The following is a 20,245-nucleotide window of genomic DNA, read 5'->3' as shown; positions in this document are numbered from 1 at the left end:
TAGATTACACCTGTTCGTGATACTAATTATCATTATTGGAGGAACCATCAATCCTTCCTTAAGGAGTGAGTCTCTCACCGATTCAGATTCTTTGAATGCTTCCATAAGTTTTGCAGAGCCACGAATGTATCTTGGATTTCTCACTATCCATGGCAGAAAGACCTTTGACAGACGCGGATTGACAGACCTGAAAGCAAGATCAATCTTCTCTAAGATTCCAGATTTCAAATATTCACCCCTTAACATCTTAAAAACAATCTAGTACAATATTGTGGCTTATGAGTTATGACAAGAGAAACTCTTTACTTTTTTCTTCAAACGTTATAGTTTGCCTGAGAAAATCGAGTCACATAGATGTAATGTATATAATACTTGACATTATGTAATGTAGTATATACACTTGTCTCAGGTGATGATTTGAAGAACAGGTTGAAGGAATTCAGATTTGTGAATCATAACATGACACAGAAGGATCTGGCAAGAATGGCCGGAGTAAGCCGGCAGACAGTAATCGCAATCGAAAAGGGAAAATTCAATCCTTCAGTTAAGCTTGCTCTTAAGCTCGCGAATATTTTTCAATGTACCGTCGAGGAACTGTTTCAACTGGAGGAAGGTGATTAGGCTGATACTTAAAACGGTTATTTTGATATTTGACGTCTTCGTGATTATCCTATCGATTTCTCTCATTAGGACCGCAGGAAGCTGGTATTCTCTGCTTTTGCTGGGGTTATTTCTCTTTCCGTCACTGAGAATGCTACGAGTAATCCCCGGATTTGACGAAAGAGAGAAGGCGATTGACAACCTTTCATCTAATATTGCATTGGGAATAAGCTTTGTTTTGGCGGTCTTCTACATTGGAATGAAGTACAACCTTACGATCGACGGCGCGATCTCTTTCATTCTTGTTCCTTTTGTTGCAAAGGCCGTCTTTTTTTCTGGATTCACTCTTGAGAGAAGGCAGTCGATATCAATCATCGGAAGATCGGTGGGCTTGATATTTGTAGGCTTTCGCTTCTTTCCCACGGTTTTTCTACGGTCGGTCTGATAGAAATGCTTCCAGGAATCGTGATTCTTATTTGCACGGAGCTTTCTGTCAGATACAGATGGTTCGGTCTCAGTTATTTGTTCTTGATAGGTATTGCAACATGGGTCTATTTTCCAAACTTTGAGAGAATCACGTCGGTGCTTGTCTACTCTTTGTTCGTCATCCCGTTCAGTTTTCTTCTGGTCAGATCTCTTAAGAAGACCTAGAGCGATGAACTCTAGGTCTTTCTTCGATACTGCAGAGCCTCTGCAATATGCCTGGCCTCGACTTTGCTTTCCTCGAGATCGGCTATAGTAAGTGCTACTTTAAGAACTCTATCAATGGCCCTTGCAGTTAATTTCATCTTATCCATTGCCGCCGAAAGAAGCGATCTCGATGCAGCATCGAGCGGCACGTATTCTTTCAGCAAGGCATGACCGAGCTGACTATTCGAAAATATGCTCATTCCCTCATATCTTTTCGACTGTCTCTTTCTTGCCGCAATGACCCTCTTCCGAATTTCGTCCGAGCTTTCTGCCGTTGAGTTTTCCATATACTTGTCGAAATCGAGTCTTGGCATATCCACAAAGATGTCTATTCTATCTTCCATCGGACCAGAGATCTTTCTGTTGTATCTCTGAATGTCGTACCACGAGCACGTGCATTCTCTTGTTTTATCGCCATACCACCCGCAAGGACACGGGTTCTGCGCAGCCACCATCATGAATCTTGCGGGATAAGTAGCGGTAAGTTTCGCTCTAGCCACAGTAATTACGCCATCTTCAAGTGGTTGCCTCAGTGCCTCAATCACATCTCTTCTAAATTCCGGAAACTCATCCATGAAAAGTACACCATTATGAGCCAGGCTTATCTCACCTGGTCTTGCATCGTTTCCTCCGCCCACAATGGAAGTTGTAGAAGCGGTATGATGAGGCGACCTGAACGGTCTCTGTTTTACCAACCCTCTATCGCCCAGCAGCCCGGCAACACTGTAAATCATCGTTGTCTCAATAGCTTCATCCATAGTCAACGGCGGAAGGATCGATGGGATTCTGCGAGCCAGCATCGTCTTGCCACAGCCCGGTGAACCTCGAAGAGAAATGTTATGCCCGCCTGCAGCAGCAACTTCAGAAGCCCTCTTGGCAAACTCCTGGCCTTTGATTTCGGACATGTCGGGCCCGCTCATATTTCCAAGTTCAGGTTCCGAATACACTACAGGTCTCTTCTGAACATATCCGTTTAGAAAACCAACCAAATCATTTAGACTCTCGGCGGTGTAGATAGTCAGGTTGTTCACTGTTGAGGCTTCTTGACTATTTGGGGCTGGAAGTACTACTTTCATACTCTTTGCCCTGCTGGAAAGTGACAATAGAATGGGCAGGACTCCCCTAACACGTCTCAAGCTTCCATCTAGACCAAGCTCCCCAAAAAATACAAAGTCTGAGAGATCAGTCTTTATTTTGGAGGTGGCTTTTAGAAGCCCCACCGCAATAGGGAGATCGAGATAAGATCCCTCCTTTTTCACGTCGCTCGGAGCGAGATTCACCGTTATCCTGCCATTGGGGAGCTCAATTCCCGAGTTCTTAACGGCGCTCTTGACTCTCTTCTTGCTCTCTTTAATAACGGTGTCTCCGAGACCTACTATATCCATTTCCTGGATAATTGCTCTGCTGTCAATATCCAGTTCAACGAGAACATCCATAACGTTCAAACCCATGGTTGTAATCGTCCTAACTCTTGAATAGCGCATCTCATAACCTCCTATCCTATATGAGATTATATCAATCAAAGAGCGCAGAGGTGATATACTATAAATGAGGCATGGTCGAGGTGTGCATATGAAGAATACACATCGTATTGGTGTTAGAGCTGTAGTTATCAAAGACGAATCTGTTCTTCTTGTTCGTCATGATCATCGCGACAGACCTCCCTTCTGGTGTTTTCCCGGCGGACTTGTTGAACCTGACGAAGATCTTCTCAGCGCTGTCAAGAGAGAGATAAGGGAAGAAACAGCTCTTGAAGTTTTGCCTCGCTCTGTCGTCTCACTACAGGAATTTAGAAGAGAAAACCTTCTGGAGGTGATATTTTCCTGCGATTACGTCTCAGGAAGTCTCAAACTGGGATCGGATCCCGATAACTTGGGAATCCCAACATTAGTTGATGTGAGATGGGTGAGATTTGAAGAGATCGAAAAGTACAAGGTATTTCCAGCTCAGCTCGCTCATCATCTAGAGAATGGGTTGGTCAATCTGAGTTCAGTAAATCTCTACCAGATGGAGAGCAAGCAATTGACCTTTGGACAGGATCTTGATTCCGGTGCACTGTAACGGTATTTGATATTGTGATAACATGTATTAACACAACTTGAGTCACATCACGCGAGAGGAGGGTTATCATGGATTACAACATCTACTCTAAAGACGTAACTGTAACAGACTCCATGAAAGACTACATCGACAAGAGGTTCTCAAAAGTGTCGAAAGTTGTCAACGAGGAGAAACTAATTTCGATGGATCTCAGGCTCTCGAAGGAAAGAGCTTTCTACAAAATTGAAGCAACTGCTCATTTGCCAGGCGTGATGGTTCGTGTAGAAGAGAAGGGCAGTGATTTCTACACAGTCATCGATTCAGCATCTGATTCCTTCGAGAGAAGAATAAAGAGGTTCAAAGAGAGAACTCGCTATAAGCACAAAAACGGCCTTAAGGAAAACCTCGAATCAATCCCCTCCAAGTTCGAGGAAGATCAATCAGCAGTGATCACTAGACGTAAGAAGTTCACAATCAAGCCAATGACTGAGGAGGAGGCCGTGCTTCAGATGGAAATGCTTGGCCACACCTTTTTTGTCTATAGGAACATAGATACAGATGAAGTCAATGTTCTTTATACCAGGAAGAACGGGTCTGTTGGAATAATCGAGATGAATGAATAGCGTTGGCCACCAAGAGGTGGCCCGCTTTTTGATCGTTTGAGAACGACATTAATTGTAGTAGATTTGGAATCCAGTTTTGTCAATAGAAATGAAAGGGCGGTGGCAAGAATACAGAATAACAGAACGCAGACCATAGTCTTCAGTAGAATCGAAGATGAGGTTAGGATCGCTTCGCTGGATGGCGATCAACTAGAAGAAATCTTCTTCGAAGACATGGACAGCGAGAGCGTAACAGGGAACATCTATCTGGGTAAGGTGGAAAATGTCGTTCCAAGTCTAGAAGCGGCGTTTGTGAATATTGGAATTGGAAGAAACGCTTTTCTTAGGTTCAAGGATGCATCCGGACAATCCAAATTGGAAAAGAGCAACAAAGTCCTTGTCCAGGTTAGCAAAGATCCAATTGGATCGAAAGGTCCTCAGATAACTCTAAAAGTTAGTATTCCAGGTCGCAGCCTCGTCTATACCCCATTCTCAAAACACATTGGAATCTCAAAGAAAATAACCGAACAGCAAGAAAGGCATAGATTGACAGAGGTTGCAAAGTCCGTTCTCGAAAACAAAGAAGGTGTGATATTTCGTACAGCCGCTTTTGGTTTGGGCGAGGAGACTATAAAGGAGGAGCTTGAGAGTCTTCGTAGTAACTGGAATCAGATAAATGAAACGTTTAGGAGGAGCAGAAAGCCGAAGATTCTATACGAGGAACCGTCTTTTGTAGAATATATACTCAGAGAGAGGCTTACTGAAAACACAAAGGAAATAGTTGTTGACTCCGAGGAGCTCTGGCACGATGTAGTCGCAGGAATCAGCAAGTTCAAATCGGGTTTTAAACCAGTTGTAAGGTACGTTGAAGGTGACGCTTTCGCATCTGAAGAAGTATATGAGAAAATGAAGATTCTCTACACCAGGATGGTTCCCTTACCCGGAGGAGGGAATATTTACATAGATAGAACGGAAGCAATGACTGTAATCGACGTAAACTCGGCCAGCAATATCTCTGGAAACGACGTATCTGAGACTTCATTGAATACAAACCTTGAAGCGGCTTCGGAAATAACGAGACAGCTGAGATTGAGAAATATCGGAGGAATCGTTGTTATCGACTTCATAGATATGAAGAGCGACGAAGATAGACAGAGAATAATTGGCAGCCTTACAAGTGAATTCAAGAAGGACAAGGCAAGGACCATGATAATGGGATTCACCAGACTGGGACTTCTGGAAATGACTAGAAAGCGATCTACGGCTGCCATCGGATCCAAACTATATTCCTCATGTCCGATCTGTAAGGGTACGGGAAGGATTGAATCTCCCAGGGCCGTATATCAGAGATTGTTGAAGGATCTTGCCAGAGGTTTTCAGGATGAGACTATTAGTGGGGCGGCTGTTCAGGTGTATCAAAACATGTCGGGAATCCTCACTCCCGAAAACCAGAAGAACCTGGGTAGAACTTTAAAAAGAGAGATTTCAGTCGGCTTTACATGGCCGATTCCGACTTCCTATGAAGTAAAATTCGTGAAGCAGCAAGAGAAACCAAAGAGATCTAGAAGAAAAGCAAAAAAGGAGTCTAAATGACTCCCTTTTATTTCTGGTGGATGCGACAGGGATTGAACCTGTGGCCTCTTCCGTGTGAAGGAAGCGCTCTTCCGCTGAGCTACGCATCCGCACAGTAAATTCTATCACTGGCCGGGTATGGTGTCAAGGTTTGGCTGTTCGCTGAGTTGTGACAGATAGAGATGATGGTTGGAAAGAGCTACCGTCAGAGGTTATCCGTTCTCGGTCCACCGTTCTCCGAAAAGAGAGCGAGAGAGAGAGGCCCGTGACGATTTTGATCTCGTCCAAGAACGGGTTCACGATCTTGGACGAAGGACCAAGACGAAACTTTTCAGCGAGCAGCGTCGACTATCAAGCGGACTGGGCACTCTGTAAGCCCTAACCCCGCAATCCGGAATCCATTTCTAATATGGTTTTTTAAAGGGCCTGTACTCACATCACACAATCGGTTGCTTCATCTGAATTTCCGTTCTTCAATCCGCAGTTACTATTCCCGAGAACCGGATTCAGCTCTAGAGAGCGAAATTGCGAAAACGTGCACATTAGGCATTTGAGGCAGTACTATTTCCTTTAGGGGTTTGTCGAGAAGATCGACACAACGGTAATACAACATGCACTTAATTCTCTCTGTGTTGCCTGTATTATCATATCTACCCGAAAACTCGAAGGCGATCTTCTCTCCTGTCGAAGGTCCTCCGCACCAGTCGGAAAAAGACATCGGAATAACTTGCTGATAATCATCTTCATAGATTAGAAGAGCTTCACCAGTGTAATCACCGTGATTCGCCGCACCCAAGATGCAAATCTTGTCGAATATTTCTGCCGAGAATGTCAGTGCCTGTCCTGTAAGCCTCAAGTTATCGTTTCCGTCTACATTGACCATGAATTCTGTGTCTTCCACAGCAAGAGAACCGGAATCGATAGCTCTCTCAAGCTCCGAAGATATGTAAGATGCTCCGAATAATCCCTGAGGATTATCGAAGTTTGCCGTTTTTCTTTCGTCAGAGGCGGCGATTCCATTGTTATCGAAATACTCGATCAGATTTAGATGGGCAAACCCATTCATCTCGGTAAGACTTACGGGAAGTACCGGGACTTCTACAATCCTCTTTTCTCTCTCAAAGACCCTGCCGTCGATGACGGATATTCCCTCGTCAAATCCACTGTACCCTTTGAAGTTGAAAACAATCGATACGTCATTTTCAAGAAGATATACTGCAGCGATCTCCGGTATCAGAATAATCTGATCGATATCAAAGCTTCCTTCGCTCAGTTTTCCTCCGACCGTAAGCGTTGTCTCTTTTCCATTTCCATTAAGTACACCGAGTTTTTGCACTGTTTTCGCTTCGATCTCAATTGTATTTTCCGACTTTGATTCTCCCAATCTCAATGCGAAGACCACTTCACCCGTTCTCACTTCATTTGTGGCTGCAAACACTGAATGCGGTACCTCTGAGAGGGTCACCGGTTGACGTAAGCTGAATGCTCCGGAAATCTTAGTCAAGGCACTTCCCGAAACTCCAGCACTTTGAATTATCTCTGATTCTGAAAGGCCCGCCCTCATGGATTCTGCTTCCAAAACAAGTACCGGGGTAAGAATCTCTATCCCTGCTGAGAATAGATATCCATACTCTTCAGGAAGTCCCTCAATTCTTTCAAGAGAAAGAAGCATAGAAATTGTGGATTCCGCTCCGGCATTTCTGTTAACATGTGAGAATTCGAGGCCATCAAATCCCTCTCCGTCATTGCCGATAAGAGACTGATTCAATCTATTAGCTCCAAGATACCAGCTTCCAAGAAGAGCGGTTATGGCAGCGATATCCCCATCGCCGGTTAACTGATATAGCCTGAAGCCCGCTGAAATTGCAGATTCAGCTGCATAAGCGATCTGCGGGAAGAGTTGCAAATAGCCAGAAATCGAGTATATGGGCCCTGCATTTATTAGGAGCATAGAGCTTCTCTTAAATGATTCGGCAGAGATTTCGAGAAGACTGTCATCTTCCAGAATCTCTCCAGCTACTGCCAACGCTTCCAGTTGTCTTGAACCCCACCCGTGCCAGAAGTGTGTCGGTTCTGAAGGTGAGGATTCGTCAACAAAACCATTGAAGATGGAGTCCTCATCCAGGATTAATTTGCTTTGCAGAGCGGCCGCACACCTCTTTATGAAACTCCCCAATGATGCATCGTTACTTATAGCATATAACTCCGCCGCTCCAAGAAGAACTACTGAGGAAAGATCGGTGTATCCCTGTATCAGACCATCCCGCTCAAAGTCGATGATTTCTCGAAAACAACGTTGGGCCGCATTTGCTAATTGAGTCGATAACTCCGGATCAATACTATGCGAAATCCGAGCCCCCATTGCAAGTGCCCATAGAGCTCGCGCCGCCCACCAGTTGCCTCCCTTTCTTGATGTGGGACCGTTTCTATTGATGCTACCGTCGTCGAAGACAAAATTATAGAAATCTCCATCACTGTCCTGCATGGAAATTACGAACATGAGGGCTTCTTTAGCGCGATCGTAGTGTTTTTCCATTCCCGAGGTTTCAAAGAGCCTCAAATATAGAATTGCAGCCCTTGAAACATCATCGACGCAGGTCACTCCTTCACCCGGAGCATCTGCGTGCTTGTAATTACCGTCAGGCAGCCTGTCTGCATATATCCAGTAACCGGTTTCACTTTCCTCTTCAACGGCAAACTGATCCCTAAGAAATTCCAGATGATTCAAATTAATCTGAACTTCAATTCCAATAAGCATAAACGAAATTAGGAGTACTGGAATAATTAATGCTCTTTTCATAGGCACCTCCAAAAGAAAAGGGTGAGAGGAAGCCTCTCACCCTCAATCAAAGTTCAGTTACTCTCCAATCTTAAGCGATTGAATTTCTGCCTTCTTCAGTTCAACGAATTCTATCGAGTCTCCTATCGAATCAGCGTTGTATATCGAGTAAACTCTCTTGAAACTGACAACATCTCCAGCCGCAAAGCGCTTCACATAGTCTTCCCAACTTGATGAGACGTAGTCTTTCGTACTCTCGAAGATATCGATCTCACCGGGCATCCATTCGAAGTATCCGTCTCTGAATTCTCTGCTCTCGTACACCCAGGTAAGGCCACCCATCCACTTTTCATAGTCGGCGACCACGACTGGCACCTCTGGGTTTATTTCCGCCACACCTGTCTTCAAAGACTGCGAATAGTTGGCTCTCCAGCTCTCCTGGGAGGCAAAAATGTATGTTGCACCCCACCAGAGAGGTCTCATCGAATCAACCGCGGGGAAAACTATGTAAGGTTTATTCCCGGAATACATTATCGCGTTTCTCTCAAGCCAGTATTCTAGTGGTGTAATATTGAGCTGATCGGCCCAGAGAAGTCTTCTGAATACAGGGAGCGTATGGACCGTGTCTTCGGCTACATCAGTCAATACTCTTGTTGCCATTATCTGTAGTTTCATTAGTTCGGCATATGTCCCAAATTCAAAGGTGTTGTGAGAAATTATATCCCCATTGCTGAAGATAGTGGTAATAATTTTCTGGGTCACACCGAGGAAGGGCTTTGCTTCAAGTGTACTGACTACTGTAATTCCAACAGGACCGGCTGGGAGGACGTTAACTTCCTTAACAGTGAAGTCTCCAGAAGTCTTCTCCTCATGTCTGCCAAACTCACCATCAATATAGTAGGTCGATCCCACATATCCTGACATTCTTACAATACCGATTTCATCTACTACTGTACCTTCCACATCTCCGAAACCAGTTACCTTTACAAGACCTCTGTTGTTTGCGACAGCCCTTATCTCTCCGATCTCGAGAAGCCACTGTCCCTCTTCTTCGACCACTCTTCCCGCTGTGTCATAAACAGGAGGAAGGATGTCGAAATCGTCTGTAACGGCAATTTCTGCTCGTCCCATAATCAAGAAGGAAAGAACATCTCCAGAAGACAACTTACCGTTAGAATCCGTATCGTCGATCTGATAAGGAAGTTCCTTTCCGTCCTGAATCACTCTCAGTGAATCCCAATTAGCATCGAAGTCAACTCCCACAAGATCAAGGATCTCGCTCATTGCTATTGTTACTGCAATAGGCTCACCGGAAAAGGAATTAACTGATACAGGAACCTTAACCGTTTCAGCAGCAAGAAAGACCGAAACCAATATAAAGAACAGAAGCAAGAACTTTTTCATACAAACACCTCCCAGAAAGTCGATGTGAAATCGCTTACATATCTATGAGATTATAGAATCTTATGACTTCTATGATCTAGAAGAGTTATGGTCGTTTACTAACTGTTATTAACGCTGGTGAGTTACTAAGATTAAATAATTCGTCCTTTCATATTATTGCTTCTGTTTTAATGACTAATGAACAATATACAACGTAATGGAGAGATATGGAAACTGAAAACGCTTATTTCTAGCTTGATCGTCCTTACTTATTATCAAACGATCCTAATTGACCAGGAATGGACGTGATTATCCTAACTAAATAAGGGTATATTATTTTTGTAGCTGTAAGCGTTTACATATATTGAGGTGATACTTGTGTCTGCAAAACTATCCGATGTCGCCAGACTAGCTGAAGTCTCAACAGCGACAGTTTCTAGAGTGCTAAACAAAAGTGGATACGTTTCTCAGAAATCCAGAGAAAAGGTCTTGTTGGCTGTCGAAGAACTTGAATACAGTCCTTCTAGAGTTGCCAGTTTCCTGGCGAGCAGGAAGCTCACTTTCAATGTTGGAATTGTTGCAGGAAAGAGGTTGTTCCGGATTCTCTCTGATAAGTCAGATCAATTTTATACTATTGTCCTGAATGGAATGGAAGCGTTTTTCAAAAGCAATAATATTAGAGGTGAGCTTGTCCCAAACGATGAGTTTTCGAACGACTTCGATGGATACCTGATGATTGGAGGAGAGATAAAGGAAAATGATGTCAGAAGAGTTAAGAGCAGCGGAAAGCCGGTCGTGCTTGTTGACCAGTACTTGGCCGGAGTAAAAGTCGATTGTGTCGTCTCCGACGGCTATGACGGAGCCATTTATGGAATCAGAAAGTTGCTTTCAAAGGGACTGAAGAAGATTGTGAATATCCACGGCCCCTTGTCTCACTTTGGCTTCAAGGATAGGTACGATGGCTATGTTTCTGCAATGGAAGGCGCCGGTCTCCTTCCGAAAGCCTTTGAATTCGATGAGGAGAACGATAACATGAGCCCTATCATCGATCTATTGCTTTCAAGATATGGACTTCCTGATGCTGTCTTTGGATGCAACGATACTGCAGCGATAAGAGCAATGGAAGAGCTGCAGGCCAGAGGAGTAAGAATTCCTAAAGATGTCTCAATAATTGGATTTGATGATATAGTGAGTTCTTCAGCCACCTGTCCTCCACTAACAACTTTCAAGATCTTCAAGCACGAGATGGGAGCCGTTGCATCAAGAAGATTGCAAAGCCTGCTAATCGGAAATGAGCCTCATCCGACAAAGATTTCTTTATTCACTGAATTCGTTCAGAGAGAGAGCACTTCATAGAAAAGGAGGTAAAGCATCATGAAAAAGACTATTCTATTAGTAGTGTTCCTGTGTTCCTTTATTGGTTTATTTGGCACTGAACTGGTGTTCTGGACAGCGCCCAATCCCCTCCAGGAAAGCTTCTGGAAGGAGGTTGTTACAGAGTGGAATCAGAATAACCCTGACATCCAGATAAAGTGGTCAACGATTCCAGCTGCGGGTAGTTCAGAAGAAGCTATACTTACATCAATAGCGTCCGGTAGAATGCCAGATATCTGCACAAACATCTTCTCGGGCTTTGCAGCACAGCTTATTGAAGCAGATATACTGGTCCCGCTGAATTCCTTTCCGGATTTCTGGGAGCTGATGGAACAGAGAAAAATGACCTCCATTGTCGAAAGCTGGAAGTTTGGAAACGACTATTACGTACTCCCCATTTACTCCAACCCGATAATGATGTGGTGGAGATCAGACATTCTGAAGGAGCTGGGTTATGACAAGCCACCCAGGACCTACTCGGAAATATATGAGATCAGCGAGAAGTACTCCGTGCCTTATGAGAAGTATGGAACTCTTGTGGTTATGGGTAGAAATTGGTATGACAGGTGGTACGACTTCATAACGTACTTCTACGCTGCAAGCGAAGGTTCTCCTTATCTCGACGTTGAGAAGGCAAGAGCTCTGTTCAACAACGACACTGGAAAAGAAGTCGTCACGTTCATCGACACTATGTTCAGAAACGATTGGACGGCAGTTGATCTGGGTAGCAATCCGTTTTACTTTGGAGTCGTTCTTGGAGGCATATTTGGGCCGTGGGAGATCAATCAAGCCAGGAATCTCTTTCCCGATGTCTTTGATCACATAACAATAGCTCCTCCTCCGGTTCCAGATGACTATCCTGAAGACAAACCAATATTTACATTCGCAGATACTAAGGGATTAGTAATGTTTGCCACGACAAAGCACATGGAAGAAGCATGGAAATTCATAAAATGGGTCTATTCAGATATTGAAAAAGACAGAAAGTGGATGGAGGTCACTAATCTTCCACCAGCAAGAGAGGATTTGCTGACTAACCCTATATTCCAGGAATACATGGATGATAATCCAAAGTTTGCAGCTTACGCCAGCCACGTAGCCTATGCGGTCCCCCCTGCTCTTACCACAAAGACAGTTGAAGTTCAGGATATTCTCACAACGTTCCTGATAGAACAAATAATGTATGGGAAATCCAATCCATTCGATGCACTGAGTGATGCGTCCACGAGAGTGCGCAGAGAACTCTTCTAGGAGAAGAGGTGATCTAGTGTGAGGAAGAGATTGAAAACCATCGACGCAATAAAGGGCTGGTCTCTGTCAGGCGGATATCTCATATATACGGCAATATTCTGGGGATATCCATTTGTCTGGCTGGTAATTCTTGCTCTCTCAAAATGGAACTACTTCACTCCCAGAAAATTCGTCTGGTTTGAGAATTTCGCGAAGTTGTTCCAGGATGAGCTCTTCTGGAGGGTTGTACTTAACACCTTCAATTTCATGCTGTATTTCATCCCGATGGTTATCGGTCTCTCCTTGCTCTTCGCTCTCGGCTTGAAGAGAGTCAAGGTATTTCGAACTTTCTTCATACTGGCCTTCCTCGTTGCTAATGTCTCCTCCGGAGTTGCCTATTCTATTATCTTTCAGAAATTGTTCGCAATAAATGGTCCTCTCAATGAACTCACAAGAGCCGTATTCGGAATAACTATCCCCTGGTTCAGCAGCCCTCAACTGGCCACTCTATCTATTGCCGCAATGGTGACCTGGAAGTTCATCGGTTACTATGGTCTTATTCTCTTTTCCGGTCTTCAGGCAATCCCCGAAAGTCTTTATGAAGCGGCAAAACTGGATGGAGCGGGGAAAACAACCAGGTTTTTCAGAATCACTCTGCCCCTTATCAATCCTTCTTTAGTTATGGTATTAGTTCTATCACTTACCCTTACATTCGGGATATTCACTGAACCCTTCCTGATCACTGGAGGTGGTCCAATGAGGACTACATACACATTTCAGATGCTGATTTACACCACCGCATTTCAGAAGATCAATCCCGGCTATGCGTCAGCCCTGGCTATAGTCGTAGCCTTGCTAAGCTACGGATGCGTTATTCTTACTAGGAAGCTTGTTGAGCGGGAGGTGGAAATTGTATGAAGAAAATACCTATAATCATTCTTTACATTGTCCTCTTTACCACTTCAATCGCATGGATTTATCCATACATCTGGATGTTATTATCATCGTTCAAGCCGACCAATGAAATTTACGGCGGGTTCTTGCCAAGTCAGTTCACTTTCGATAATTACAAGTTCATACTCGAAGCTGCCGACAAAATGGAAAGGCCTTTCGTTCAGGCTCTTGGCAACTCGATTTTCATATCCGTAACCGTCACCTTGGGAGTACTAGTAACCTCGGCTCTCGTTGGATTCGGACTATCTAGACTGAGTTTCAAAGGAAGAAATGCCGTATTCAATTTCATAATCTTTCAGATGATATTCCCAGGATTCCTCTTCATTGTTCCTCTATATGTACTCATAAGGAATCTCGGTCTAATTGACACCAGAACGGCCCTCATACTTCCTTCCCTCGTTTCCGCTTGGGGAGTGTTCATGTTCACACAGTCTTTCAGAGCAGTCCCTAACGAGTATCTCGAGGCGGCGAGGATGGATGGAGCTAATGACCTCTGGATAATAACAAAGGTCTTGATACCGCTAACCAGTTCAACCGCTTCTATTGTAGGTCTCTTCACTTTCATCGGAATATGGGATAACTTCATGTGGCCTCTGATTGTCGTGAGCGACTACACAAAGATGCCGCTTTCCGTACTCCTGGCAAGCTTCAACATGCAGTACGGAAGCTATCTGGGGCCGGTTCTTGCAGGTTCTGTACTCCAGACTATGCCAATGGTAGTAATATTCCTGGTGTTCAGAAAGTACTTCCTTCAGGGAATCTCTATGTCATTGAAATAAGGAGTGAGAGTTGTGATCAAACTGAAAAGACATCCGTTGAATCCTCTGATCTCTCCAGTTCCGCAACATCACTGGGAATCAAAGTATGTTTTCAACTGTGCAGTTATCAATCGTGATGGAGTATTTCACATGCTCTACAGAGCACAAGGCGAGGATATGGTCTCGAGAATCGGATATGCCGTTTCGCTGGATGGCCTCAGATTCAATCGTTTTGAGAAACCCGTCTTCACTCCTGGAAGTCAGTGGGAACTCTACGGTGTTGAAGATCCCAGATTGACTGAGTTGGAAGGAAAAACCTATATGCAATACACCGCATACTCACCTCAAGGGATTAGAATATCGATGGCTTCGACTCTTGACTTTCTTCGGTGGGAACGTTACGGCGTGATAATTCCAGATGTAGACAACAAAGATGCAGCTCTCTTCCCAAAGAAGGTTGGGGGTCACTATGTGATGTTCCATAGAATTGAGCCAGATATGCACCTGGCATACTCACATGATTTGTGTACGTGGTCGAAATTTACTTCCATCGCAGGTCCTAGACCGGGTATGTGGGATGACCTGAAAATTGGAGTGGGGGCTCCCCCAGTTGAGACAGAATACGGATGGCTAGTACTTTACCATGGTGTGGAGAATACCCCTAGACCTACTTACAGACTTGGTTTCATGGTTCTGGATTTAGAGAACCCCGAGATAGTTATTAAAAGAAGCGATGAACCAATTCTTGAGCCTGAAGAGGAGTGGGAAATCTTCGGAGGTGTTCCCAACGTCGTCTTTTCCGACGCGATGGTTGAGCATGAAGGTAGATATTTCGTCTATTACGGTGCGGCAGATAACCATATTGCCGTCGCTACAATTGAGAAAGAGGCTGTATTGGACTGGATAAGGAGTTGATTTAATGAAAAGATCATTGACACTGGTATTTCTATTCCTGGTTGCACTGGCATGTGCAGTCTCTATAAAGTTTGAATCGCTTTATAGTATTGAAAGAGCTTCCAATCTTCCTTTGTTGATGCCACAAGGTATTGAATGGGAGAGCAAGGCTGTATTCAATCCGACTGCCATAGTGGTCGATTCCACAGTTTATATGCTGTACAGATCTGAAGACTGGGCAGGAGTCGGTAGATGGAACGGCACATCCAGGATCGGCATGGCCAAGTCGGAAGATGGGTTTAGATTCTCAAGACATGATCTTCCCCTGATTTCTCCCACTGAACCATACGAAATCCCAGGTGGATGTGAAGATCCTCGCATAGTGAAGATTGAAGACCTCTATATACTGACTTACACAGGGTATGACGGCGGAAAGGCGAGGCTGTGCATCGCAACATCAACAGACTTCTCTAAATGGGAAAAGCTGGGACCGGTCTTTGAAGGCGATACATGGTCAAAGTCCGGCGCGATTGTACCTGCAAAGATCGATGGTAAGTATTTCATGTATTTCGGTGATTCCTCTATTAAGCTCGCCTATTCAACAGATTTGAAGAACTGGACTATCTATCCCCGACCAGTAATGGAACCAAGACCAGGAGACTTTGACAGCAGGTTGATCGAGCCAGGCCCAACTCCAATAATCACCGATGAAGGAATTTTGCTTATCTATAACAGTGCTGATTTTTCGACGATCTACAGACCCGGAGCTGCCCTATTTGATATCGATAATCCCAGGAAACTTGTAAGAAGGAGTGATAAACCTCTTGTTGAGCCGGAACTCTCCTGGGAAAAGCAAGGTCAAGTTCCAAACGTAATTTTCATTGAAGGGGCGGTAGTCATAGAAGAAAAACTGATTCTTTACTATGGAGCTGCTGACACCTACATTGGCGCGTTCGTTGTCGATCTGAGCAACTGAAAAGAAAAACCTTTCTGGCATTTGCCTCTAGAGGTTCTTATTGGCTTTTCTTGGGGTCCGCTTCTGAACCCCTTTGCTTAGCAAATCAATTTCCTTCCGGCTAAGTTTCTTCACATCGCCAGGATTGGGAACGAGAGATATACCCAATGACCCGATTGATACTCTGACAAGGCTCACAACTGGTCTATTGAACACCTTGAAAATCTCTCTTATCTCTCGTTTATGGCCCTCATAAATCGTAATCGAATACTTCGAAAAGTTTCCTTCACTTCGTAGAAGCCTTATCTTGGCGGGAGCGGTTTTGAATCCATCGTTAAGAGTGACACCAGTCTTCACTGCCTGGAGGTCGCGATCGGCAAGAATTCCCTTTACTCCTGCAACATAAGTTTTCTCTATCTCTGAAGCAGGATGTGAAACAAGATTTGCAAGATCTCCGTCATTGGTCATCAGTATGAGACCACAGCTGTCTTGATCTAGCCTTCCCACATGATAGACCCTCTCCTTAATCTTTCCATCAATTAAGTGTGCAAGCGTTTTCCTTCCTCGATCATCACTCATGGCGCTGAGATATCCAATGGGCTTGTTGACTAAATAGACTACCTTCTCCTCGCTGGAAAAACTCAGTCTGCTTCCGTCTAGAAGTATTTCAGAAGATTCAGGTCTTGTATCAAGTCTCGGATAAGTCTCTATCCTGCCGTTCAATTTCACTCTCCCGTCTAGAATCGCTTGCGTTGATTTTCTCCTTGACATCCCCGTTATCTGTGAGATTATCTCGTGCAGTCTCAAAATCATCTTCTCCCTCGCCGAAAGCCAAACCTTGAACGATCTCTGCAAGATCGTCAACCTGAAACAGCTCGTAGAACCGAGCACTAACTTTGTATAGGTAGGGTCTCCCGGGCAACTTAGACTTTCTCTTTCCTATAAGCCCCATTTTCGATAACTCTAGAAGCTGGGACTGAGAAGAACGTCCCCTAACAAGCTCAACATCATTCCTGGTTAGCGGACCTTTGATGGCTACAATTGCCAGTACTTCCATCTGAGTGTCTGTTATGCTTACTAGAGGCCTTACCGAAATTTGGCTCACATATGACTGAATCGATGCCTTTGTATAGAACCTAAGCTTTCCGTTGACTGACTTGATCATAACACCGTGTTCATGACCTTCATATTCTTTTTCAAGTTCTTCAAGAAGTAGCATAACCTGACTAAGCTTTATCCCAATAATCGAGGCTATTCGTGAAGGTTCAATCCCACTCTTTGCTGAAAATATCAATGCTTCCATGACAGCCTTCTTTGTCAATTCCTCGCTCACGAAACCTTCCTCCTGAGAGTGAGAGGTTCTACGTTGTCAAGATAATACCTGTTCAGTTTGAGCAATTCAAGAACTGCCAGAAAGGAAACGATAATTTCTGATCTGCTTTCGAGACTCATTAGAAATTTGTAAAGCTCTATCGTTTCATAGAGTTGCTCGATCTGCATCATTCTATCTTCGACGTTTATGCTTTCCGAGACTATAGTATATACCCTTTCTCTTAGCACAGTTTCTTTTAGTATTGCCTTGAACGCTTCTGTCAATTCATCTGGAAGATCTTCCTTTCTTTCTTGATCTACAGTTGGCCTCGCGGTTGCCCTCTCATAGCTGTATGCATCGTACAACTTCACCCTAAATTCCTTGGAAAGGTCCTTGAGAGCTTTATACTCCTCGACTCTTCGGTAAAGCTCCTTCCTCTGGTTGTCGAATACTTCAGCCTCGTTGTTACTGATTCTCGGAAGCAGAGCCTTCGATTTCATTTCCATTAGGGTTGAAGCCATGACAAGGAAATCCGAGGTCACGACCATGTCAAGTGATTTCATTTTGTTCAGATGCATGATGAACTCATCTGCAATCACTGTAATGGGGATCAAACGAATATCTACCCGGTGCTTCCTGACTAGATAAACCAGTAGATCTAGCGGTCCTTCAAATTCTGGAAAACTGAAGACCAGTTCAAGCTGCTCCATGGTCACCACCCCAGCTTCATTGCTTCGAGGACTCTCTTCATTGTCTCCTTTGCCGTTTCTCTAGCCTTTCGATTGCCATCTTCAATTATTCTGGAAAGTTCGGAAGTGTTTTCCTTAAGATACGATAGTTTTTCCCAGACGGGAGATAGTTTGGCGACAAGATTTCTCTGAAGCACTCTCTTGCATTCAAGACACCCTATACCTGCCGTCTTGCACCCTTGAACAACCCATTCCTTTTCTTCATCGGAGGAAGTAAATGCCTTGTGATAGTCCCAAACCGGGCATTTCTCTGGATCTCCGGGATCATTTCTTCTCTTTCTGGCAGGATCTGTCATCATTGGAGCGATCATCTTCCATAGCTCTTTCTCATTGGTATCTATAAGAATATAGTTTTCGTAGCTCTTAGACATCTTTCTGCCGTCCGTTCCAGGAAGCTTAGGAACTTTTGCCAGAATAGGTTCAGGCTCTGGAAAGACCTCGGCAAATTGGTTGTTAAACTTCCTGGCAATCTCCCTGGTAAGCTCAACATGATATACCTGATCCTCTCCAACTGGAACTCCATTGGCAAGATACATGAGAATATCTGCGGCTTGCAGAACAGGATATAGTAAGAATCCACCACTTGATAGATCCCTGTTTGCTATCTGTTCCTTCTGATCCTTGTAAGTGGGGACACGCTCAAGCCTCGAAACAGATACAAGCATCGAAAAATACAGGAATAGCTCCGCATGTTCTTTTATTGCAGATTGAATGAACAGAACCGATTTGTCCGGATCAAGACCGACTGAAACATATGTTCTGATGATGTCGAGAGTCCAGTCGTGAAAGCTGGAAGTTTCATCAATGTGAGAAGTAAGACCGTGCCAGTTTGCCACGAAGTAGAAACATTGATTACCCTGGTCTTGCAGCTCTCTCCACTTCTCAAGAGTGACAAAATTCCCCAGATGAAGTCTGCCAGTAGAGCGCATACCACTTAGAATTCGCACTGAAATCCCTCCAAACCGAAACCCAGAAATATAAATGCACTAGCCGATCGCTGATGGCGACCACAAAGGGCCACAATGTATTTTAGCACAGAATGATGTTATCATATTCTCAGGGCAATCTAATAATTATTGGGAGGTTACAAATGAAATTCAACACCCTTCTTATCATACTTGTTGTTGTAATGGTTGGAATGACTGCCATAAACATGTTCATGGCATTTAACAACAGACTGGATATAGACACGCTGTCATCCAACAGCAACTATTCATATGACTACGAGGGCCGGGCTACACTTGATATCGAAACCGAGATTATTTTCAACAAACCCAGCCAAATGACACAATTCCTTGAACAATACGATAAACCTCAAGAAGAGCAAATGACAGATTTTCAGGAATCAATGAACCAGTTTGCGGAAAGCTTCAGCAGACAGATGTTTGTTGAGGATTTTCAATCTACGGCCACTGTTCTTGGTTCAAACAGAGTGAAGGTAATTGAACACGCTGTAATTGCGGGTTTTGCGGCCGTTGAAGACGGTGTAGTGAATACAGATATGGGAGAGATGGAATTCGATCTGACTGGTGAAGCTTATTCGCTGACAGTCTCTCTGCCTCCCGATGCAACGATAATCGGTGTAGATCCCGAACCCACGTTCTCCGCAGATGGAAATGTCTTCGTCTGGACCGATACAGGCAAGACAAACTTTCCAAAGATTCAATTTGCAAGAGGTGAGTAGCGTCAGCCAAGAGGCCTGTCTGTTCATTTCCCTAATAAGAGAATCAGCATATACTTCGGTGCTTACCGGTGCGGGTGTTTCCGTTGCAAGCGGAATTCCAGATTTTAGAAGTCCTGGAGGCCTTTACAGTAAAGTCTCACCAGATATATTTGAGCTCAGATCATTCATGAAAGACCCTGCCAGATACTACAAAGTGGCAAGAGAGAGAATCCACACGATGGCAGACGCCAAACCTAATGCAACTCATTTTCTCTTGGCGAAGCTCCAGAAAATGGGATTGATCAAAACGATAATAACTCAGAACATCGACGGTCTTCAACAGAAGGCTGGAGCAGAAGAAGTGGTCGAATTACACGGGACTGCCTCCCTGTTTGATTGTATGAAATGTGAAAAGGAATTTAGCAGAACAGAGCTTGAACTGATTCTGCAAAGAACCGACATCCCTAGGTGCAGTTGCGGTGGTCTAATAAAACCAAGAATCGTCTTTTTTGGTGAGAGGCTTCCCGAAGACGCAATCGGAAAGGCGGAGGAAGCTGCGCAAAACTGTGATCTCTTTCTTGCTTTGGGCTCTTCACTGATGGTGTATCCGGCTGCTCAATTTCCAGTTATTGCCAAATCCTCCGGCGCTAAAGTTACAATCATGAATAAGGAAGAGACGGGTCTAGATTA

Annotated in this window: 19 protein-coding genes, 1 tRNA gene and 1 pseudogene; 13 read left to right on the top strand and 8 right to left on the bottom strand. The window is 44.2% G+C overall.

The genetic code is table 11. The features are described 5' to 3' along the window. Positions 1-417 precede the first annotated feature (417 nt). Complete coding sequence (locus tag ENN47_10590) at positions 418-621, top strand: transcriptional regulator (GenBank protein HDP78604.1); 204 nt, start codon at positions 418-420, stop codon at positions 619-621. Position 622: 1 nt separating this feature from the next. Then, positions 623-1,251 (top strand): annotated as a pseudogene (locus ENN47_10585) (hypothetical protein). An 11-nt stretch (positions 1,252-1,262) separates the two neighbouring features. Here the strand turns inward: ENN47_10585 and ENN47_10580 are convergent. Next, positions 1,263-2,774, bottom strand: coding sequence for an ATP-binding protein (locus ENN47_10580; GenBank protein ID HDP78603.1), 1,512 nt, complete (start codon positions 2,772-2,774; stop codon positions 1,263-1,265). 88 nt (positions 2,775-2,862) lie between these two features. On the opposite strand from ENN47_10580, the gene ENN47_10575 reads away from it, so the two are divergent. The 3 genes from ENN47_10575 (at position 2,863) to ENN47_10565 (ending at position 5,525) form a co-directional block, all read left to right on the top strand. Then, entirely contained in the window at positions 2,863-3,351 is a 489-nt protein-coding gene (locus tag ENN47_10575) for an NUDIX domain-containing protein (protein ID HDP78602.1), read from the top strand. A gap of 68 nt (positions 3,352-3,419) precedes the next feature. Further along, positions 3,420-3,953, top strand: coding sequence for a ribosome-associated translation inhibitor RaiA (raiA, locus tag ENN47_10570; protein HDP78601.1), 534 nt, complete (start codon positions 3,420-3,422; stop codon positions 3,951-3,953). Between the two features lie 99 nt (positions 3,954-4,052). Then, the gene (locus ENN47_10565; GenBank protein HDP78600.1) at positions 4,053-5,525 is read left to right on the top strand and encodes an Rne/Rng family ribonuclease; all 1,473 of its coding nucleotides are present in this window, start codon (positions 4,053-4,055) and stop codon (positions 5,523-5,525) included. A 14-nt stretch (positions 5,526-5,539) separates the two neighbouring features. Here ENN47_10565 and ENN47_10560 read toward each other — a convergent pair. The 3 genes from ENN47_10560 to ENN47_10550 all read right to left on the bottom strand — a co-directional run bounded on the left by ENN47_10560 (position 5,540) and on the right by ENN47_10550 (position 9,687). Beyond that, a tRNA-Val gene (locus ENN47_10560) sits at positions 5,540-5,614 on the bottom strand. A 377-nt stretch (positions 5,615-5,991) separates the two neighbouring features. After that, the gene (locus ENN47_10555; GenBank protein HDP78599.1) at positions 5,992-8,304 is read right to left on the bottom strand and encodes a hypothetical protein; all 2,313 of its coding nucleotides are present in this window, start codon (positions 8,302-8,304) and stop codon (positions 5,992-5,994) included. Between the two features lie 57 nt (positions 8,305-8,361). Next, positions 8,362-9,687, bottom strand: coding sequence for a hypothetical protein (locus ENN47_10550; protein ID HDP78598.1), 1,326 nt, complete (start codon positions 9,685-9,687; stop codon positions 8,362-8,364). A gap of 357 nt (positions 9,688-10,044) precedes the next feature. On the opposite strand from ENN47_10550, the gene ENN47_10545 reads away from it, so the two are divergent. From ENN47_10545 to ENN47_10520, 6 genes are read left to right on the top strand one after another with little or no spacing between them, the layout of a single operon-like run. Beyond that, entirely contained in the window at positions 10,045-11,022 is a 978-nt protein-coding gene (locus ENN47_10545; GenBank protein ID HDP78597.1) for a LacI family transcriptional regulator, read from the top strand. Positions 11,023-11,040: 18 nt separating this feature from the next. Further along, positions 11,041-12,291: an extracellular solute-binding protein gene (locus tag ENN47_10540; protein HDP78596.1), complete on the top strand. Its 1,251-nt coding sequence runs from the start codon at positions 11,041-11,043 to the stop codon at positions 12,289-12,291. Between the two features lie 18 nt (positions 12,292-12,309). Continuing rightward, positions 12,310-13,188, top strand: a complete 879-nt coding sequence (locus ENN47_10535; GenBank protein ID HDP78595.1) for a sugar ABC transporter permease — start codon at positions 12,310-12,312, stop codon at positions 13,186-13,188. Continuing rightward, complete coding sequence (locus tag ENN47_10530) at positions 13,185-14,003, top strand: carbohydrate ABC transporter permease (GenBank protein HDP78594.1); 819 nt, start codon at positions 13,185-13,187, stop codon at positions 14,001-14,003. Before ENN47_10535 ends, ENN47_10530 begins: the two co-directional genes overlap by 4 nt. Positions 14,004-14,015: 12 nt before the next feature. Then, on the top strand, positions 14,016-14,897 hold the full coding sequence (locus ENN47_10525; GenBank protein ID HDP78593.1) for a glycosidase: 882 nt from the start codon (positions 14,016-14,018) through the stop codon (positions 14,895-14,897). A gap of 4 nt (positions 14,898-14,901) precedes the next feature. Beyond that, on the top strand, positions 14,902-15,852 hold the full coding sequence (locus tag ENN47_10520) for a glycosidase (GenBank protein HDP78592.1): 951 nt from the start codon (positions 14,902-14,904) through the stop codon (positions 15,850-15,852). 27 nt (positions 15,853-15,879) lie between these two features. Here ENN47_10520 and ENN47_10515 read toward each other — a convergent pair whose 3' ends face one another. The 4 genes from ENN47_10515 to trpS are packed head-to-tail and all read right to left on the bottom strand — an operon-like array spanning position 15,880 to position 18,839. Continuing rightward, positions 15,880-16,554, bottom strand: a complete 675-nt coding sequence (locus ENN47_10515; protein HDP78591.1) for an rRNA pseudouridine synthase — start codon at positions 16,552-16,554, stop codon at positions 15,880-15,882. Continuing rightward, positions 16,520-17,164: an SMC-Scp complex subunit ScpB gene (scpB, locus tag ENN47_10510; GenBank protein ID HDP78590.1), complete on the bottom strand. Its 645-nt coding sequence runs from the start codon at positions 17,162-17,164 to the stop codon at positions 16,520-16,522. Before scpB ends, ENN47_10515 begins: the two co-directional genes overlap by 35 nt. After that, positions 17,161-17,853: a chromosome segregation protein ScpA gene (locus tag ENN47_10505; protein HDP78589.1), complete on the bottom strand. Its 693-nt coding sequence runs from the start codon at positions 17,851-17,853 to the stop codon at positions 17,161-17,163. Before ENN47_10505 ends, scpB begins: the two co-directional genes overlap by 4 nt. A 2-nt stretch (positions 17,854-17,855) precedes the next feature. Beyond that, positions 17,856-18,839 carry a tryptophan--tRNA ligase gene (gene trpS, locus ENN47_10500; GenBank protein ID HDP78588.1) on the bottom strand — a complete coding sequence of 328 codons (984 nt, stop codon included), beginning with the start codon at positions 18,837-18,839 and terminating at the stop codon, positions 17,856-17,858. A gap of 143 nt (positions 18,840-18,982) precedes the next feature. Between trpS and ENN47_10495 the strand changes: the two genes are divergently transcribed. Further along, positions 18,983-19,576: a DUF4897 domain-containing protein gene (locus ENN47_10495; protein HDP78587.1), complete on the top strand. Its 594-nt coding sequence runs from the start codon at positions 18,983-18,985 to the stop codon at positions 19,574-19,576. Continuing rightward, a partial coding sequence (locus ENN47_10490) for an NAD-dependent protein deacylase (protein ID HDP78586.1) occupies positions 19,569-20,245 on the top strand: 677 nt, incomplete at its 3' end. The genes ENN47_10495 and ENN47_10490, both read left to right, overlap by 8 nt.

The organism is Mesotoga infera, from assembly GCA_011045915.1.
GTDB lineage: Bacteria > Thermotogota > Thermotogae > Petrotogales > Kosmotogaceae > Mesotoga > Mesotoga infera_D.
This window is presented reverse-complemented; position numbering and strand designations above follow the sequence as displayed.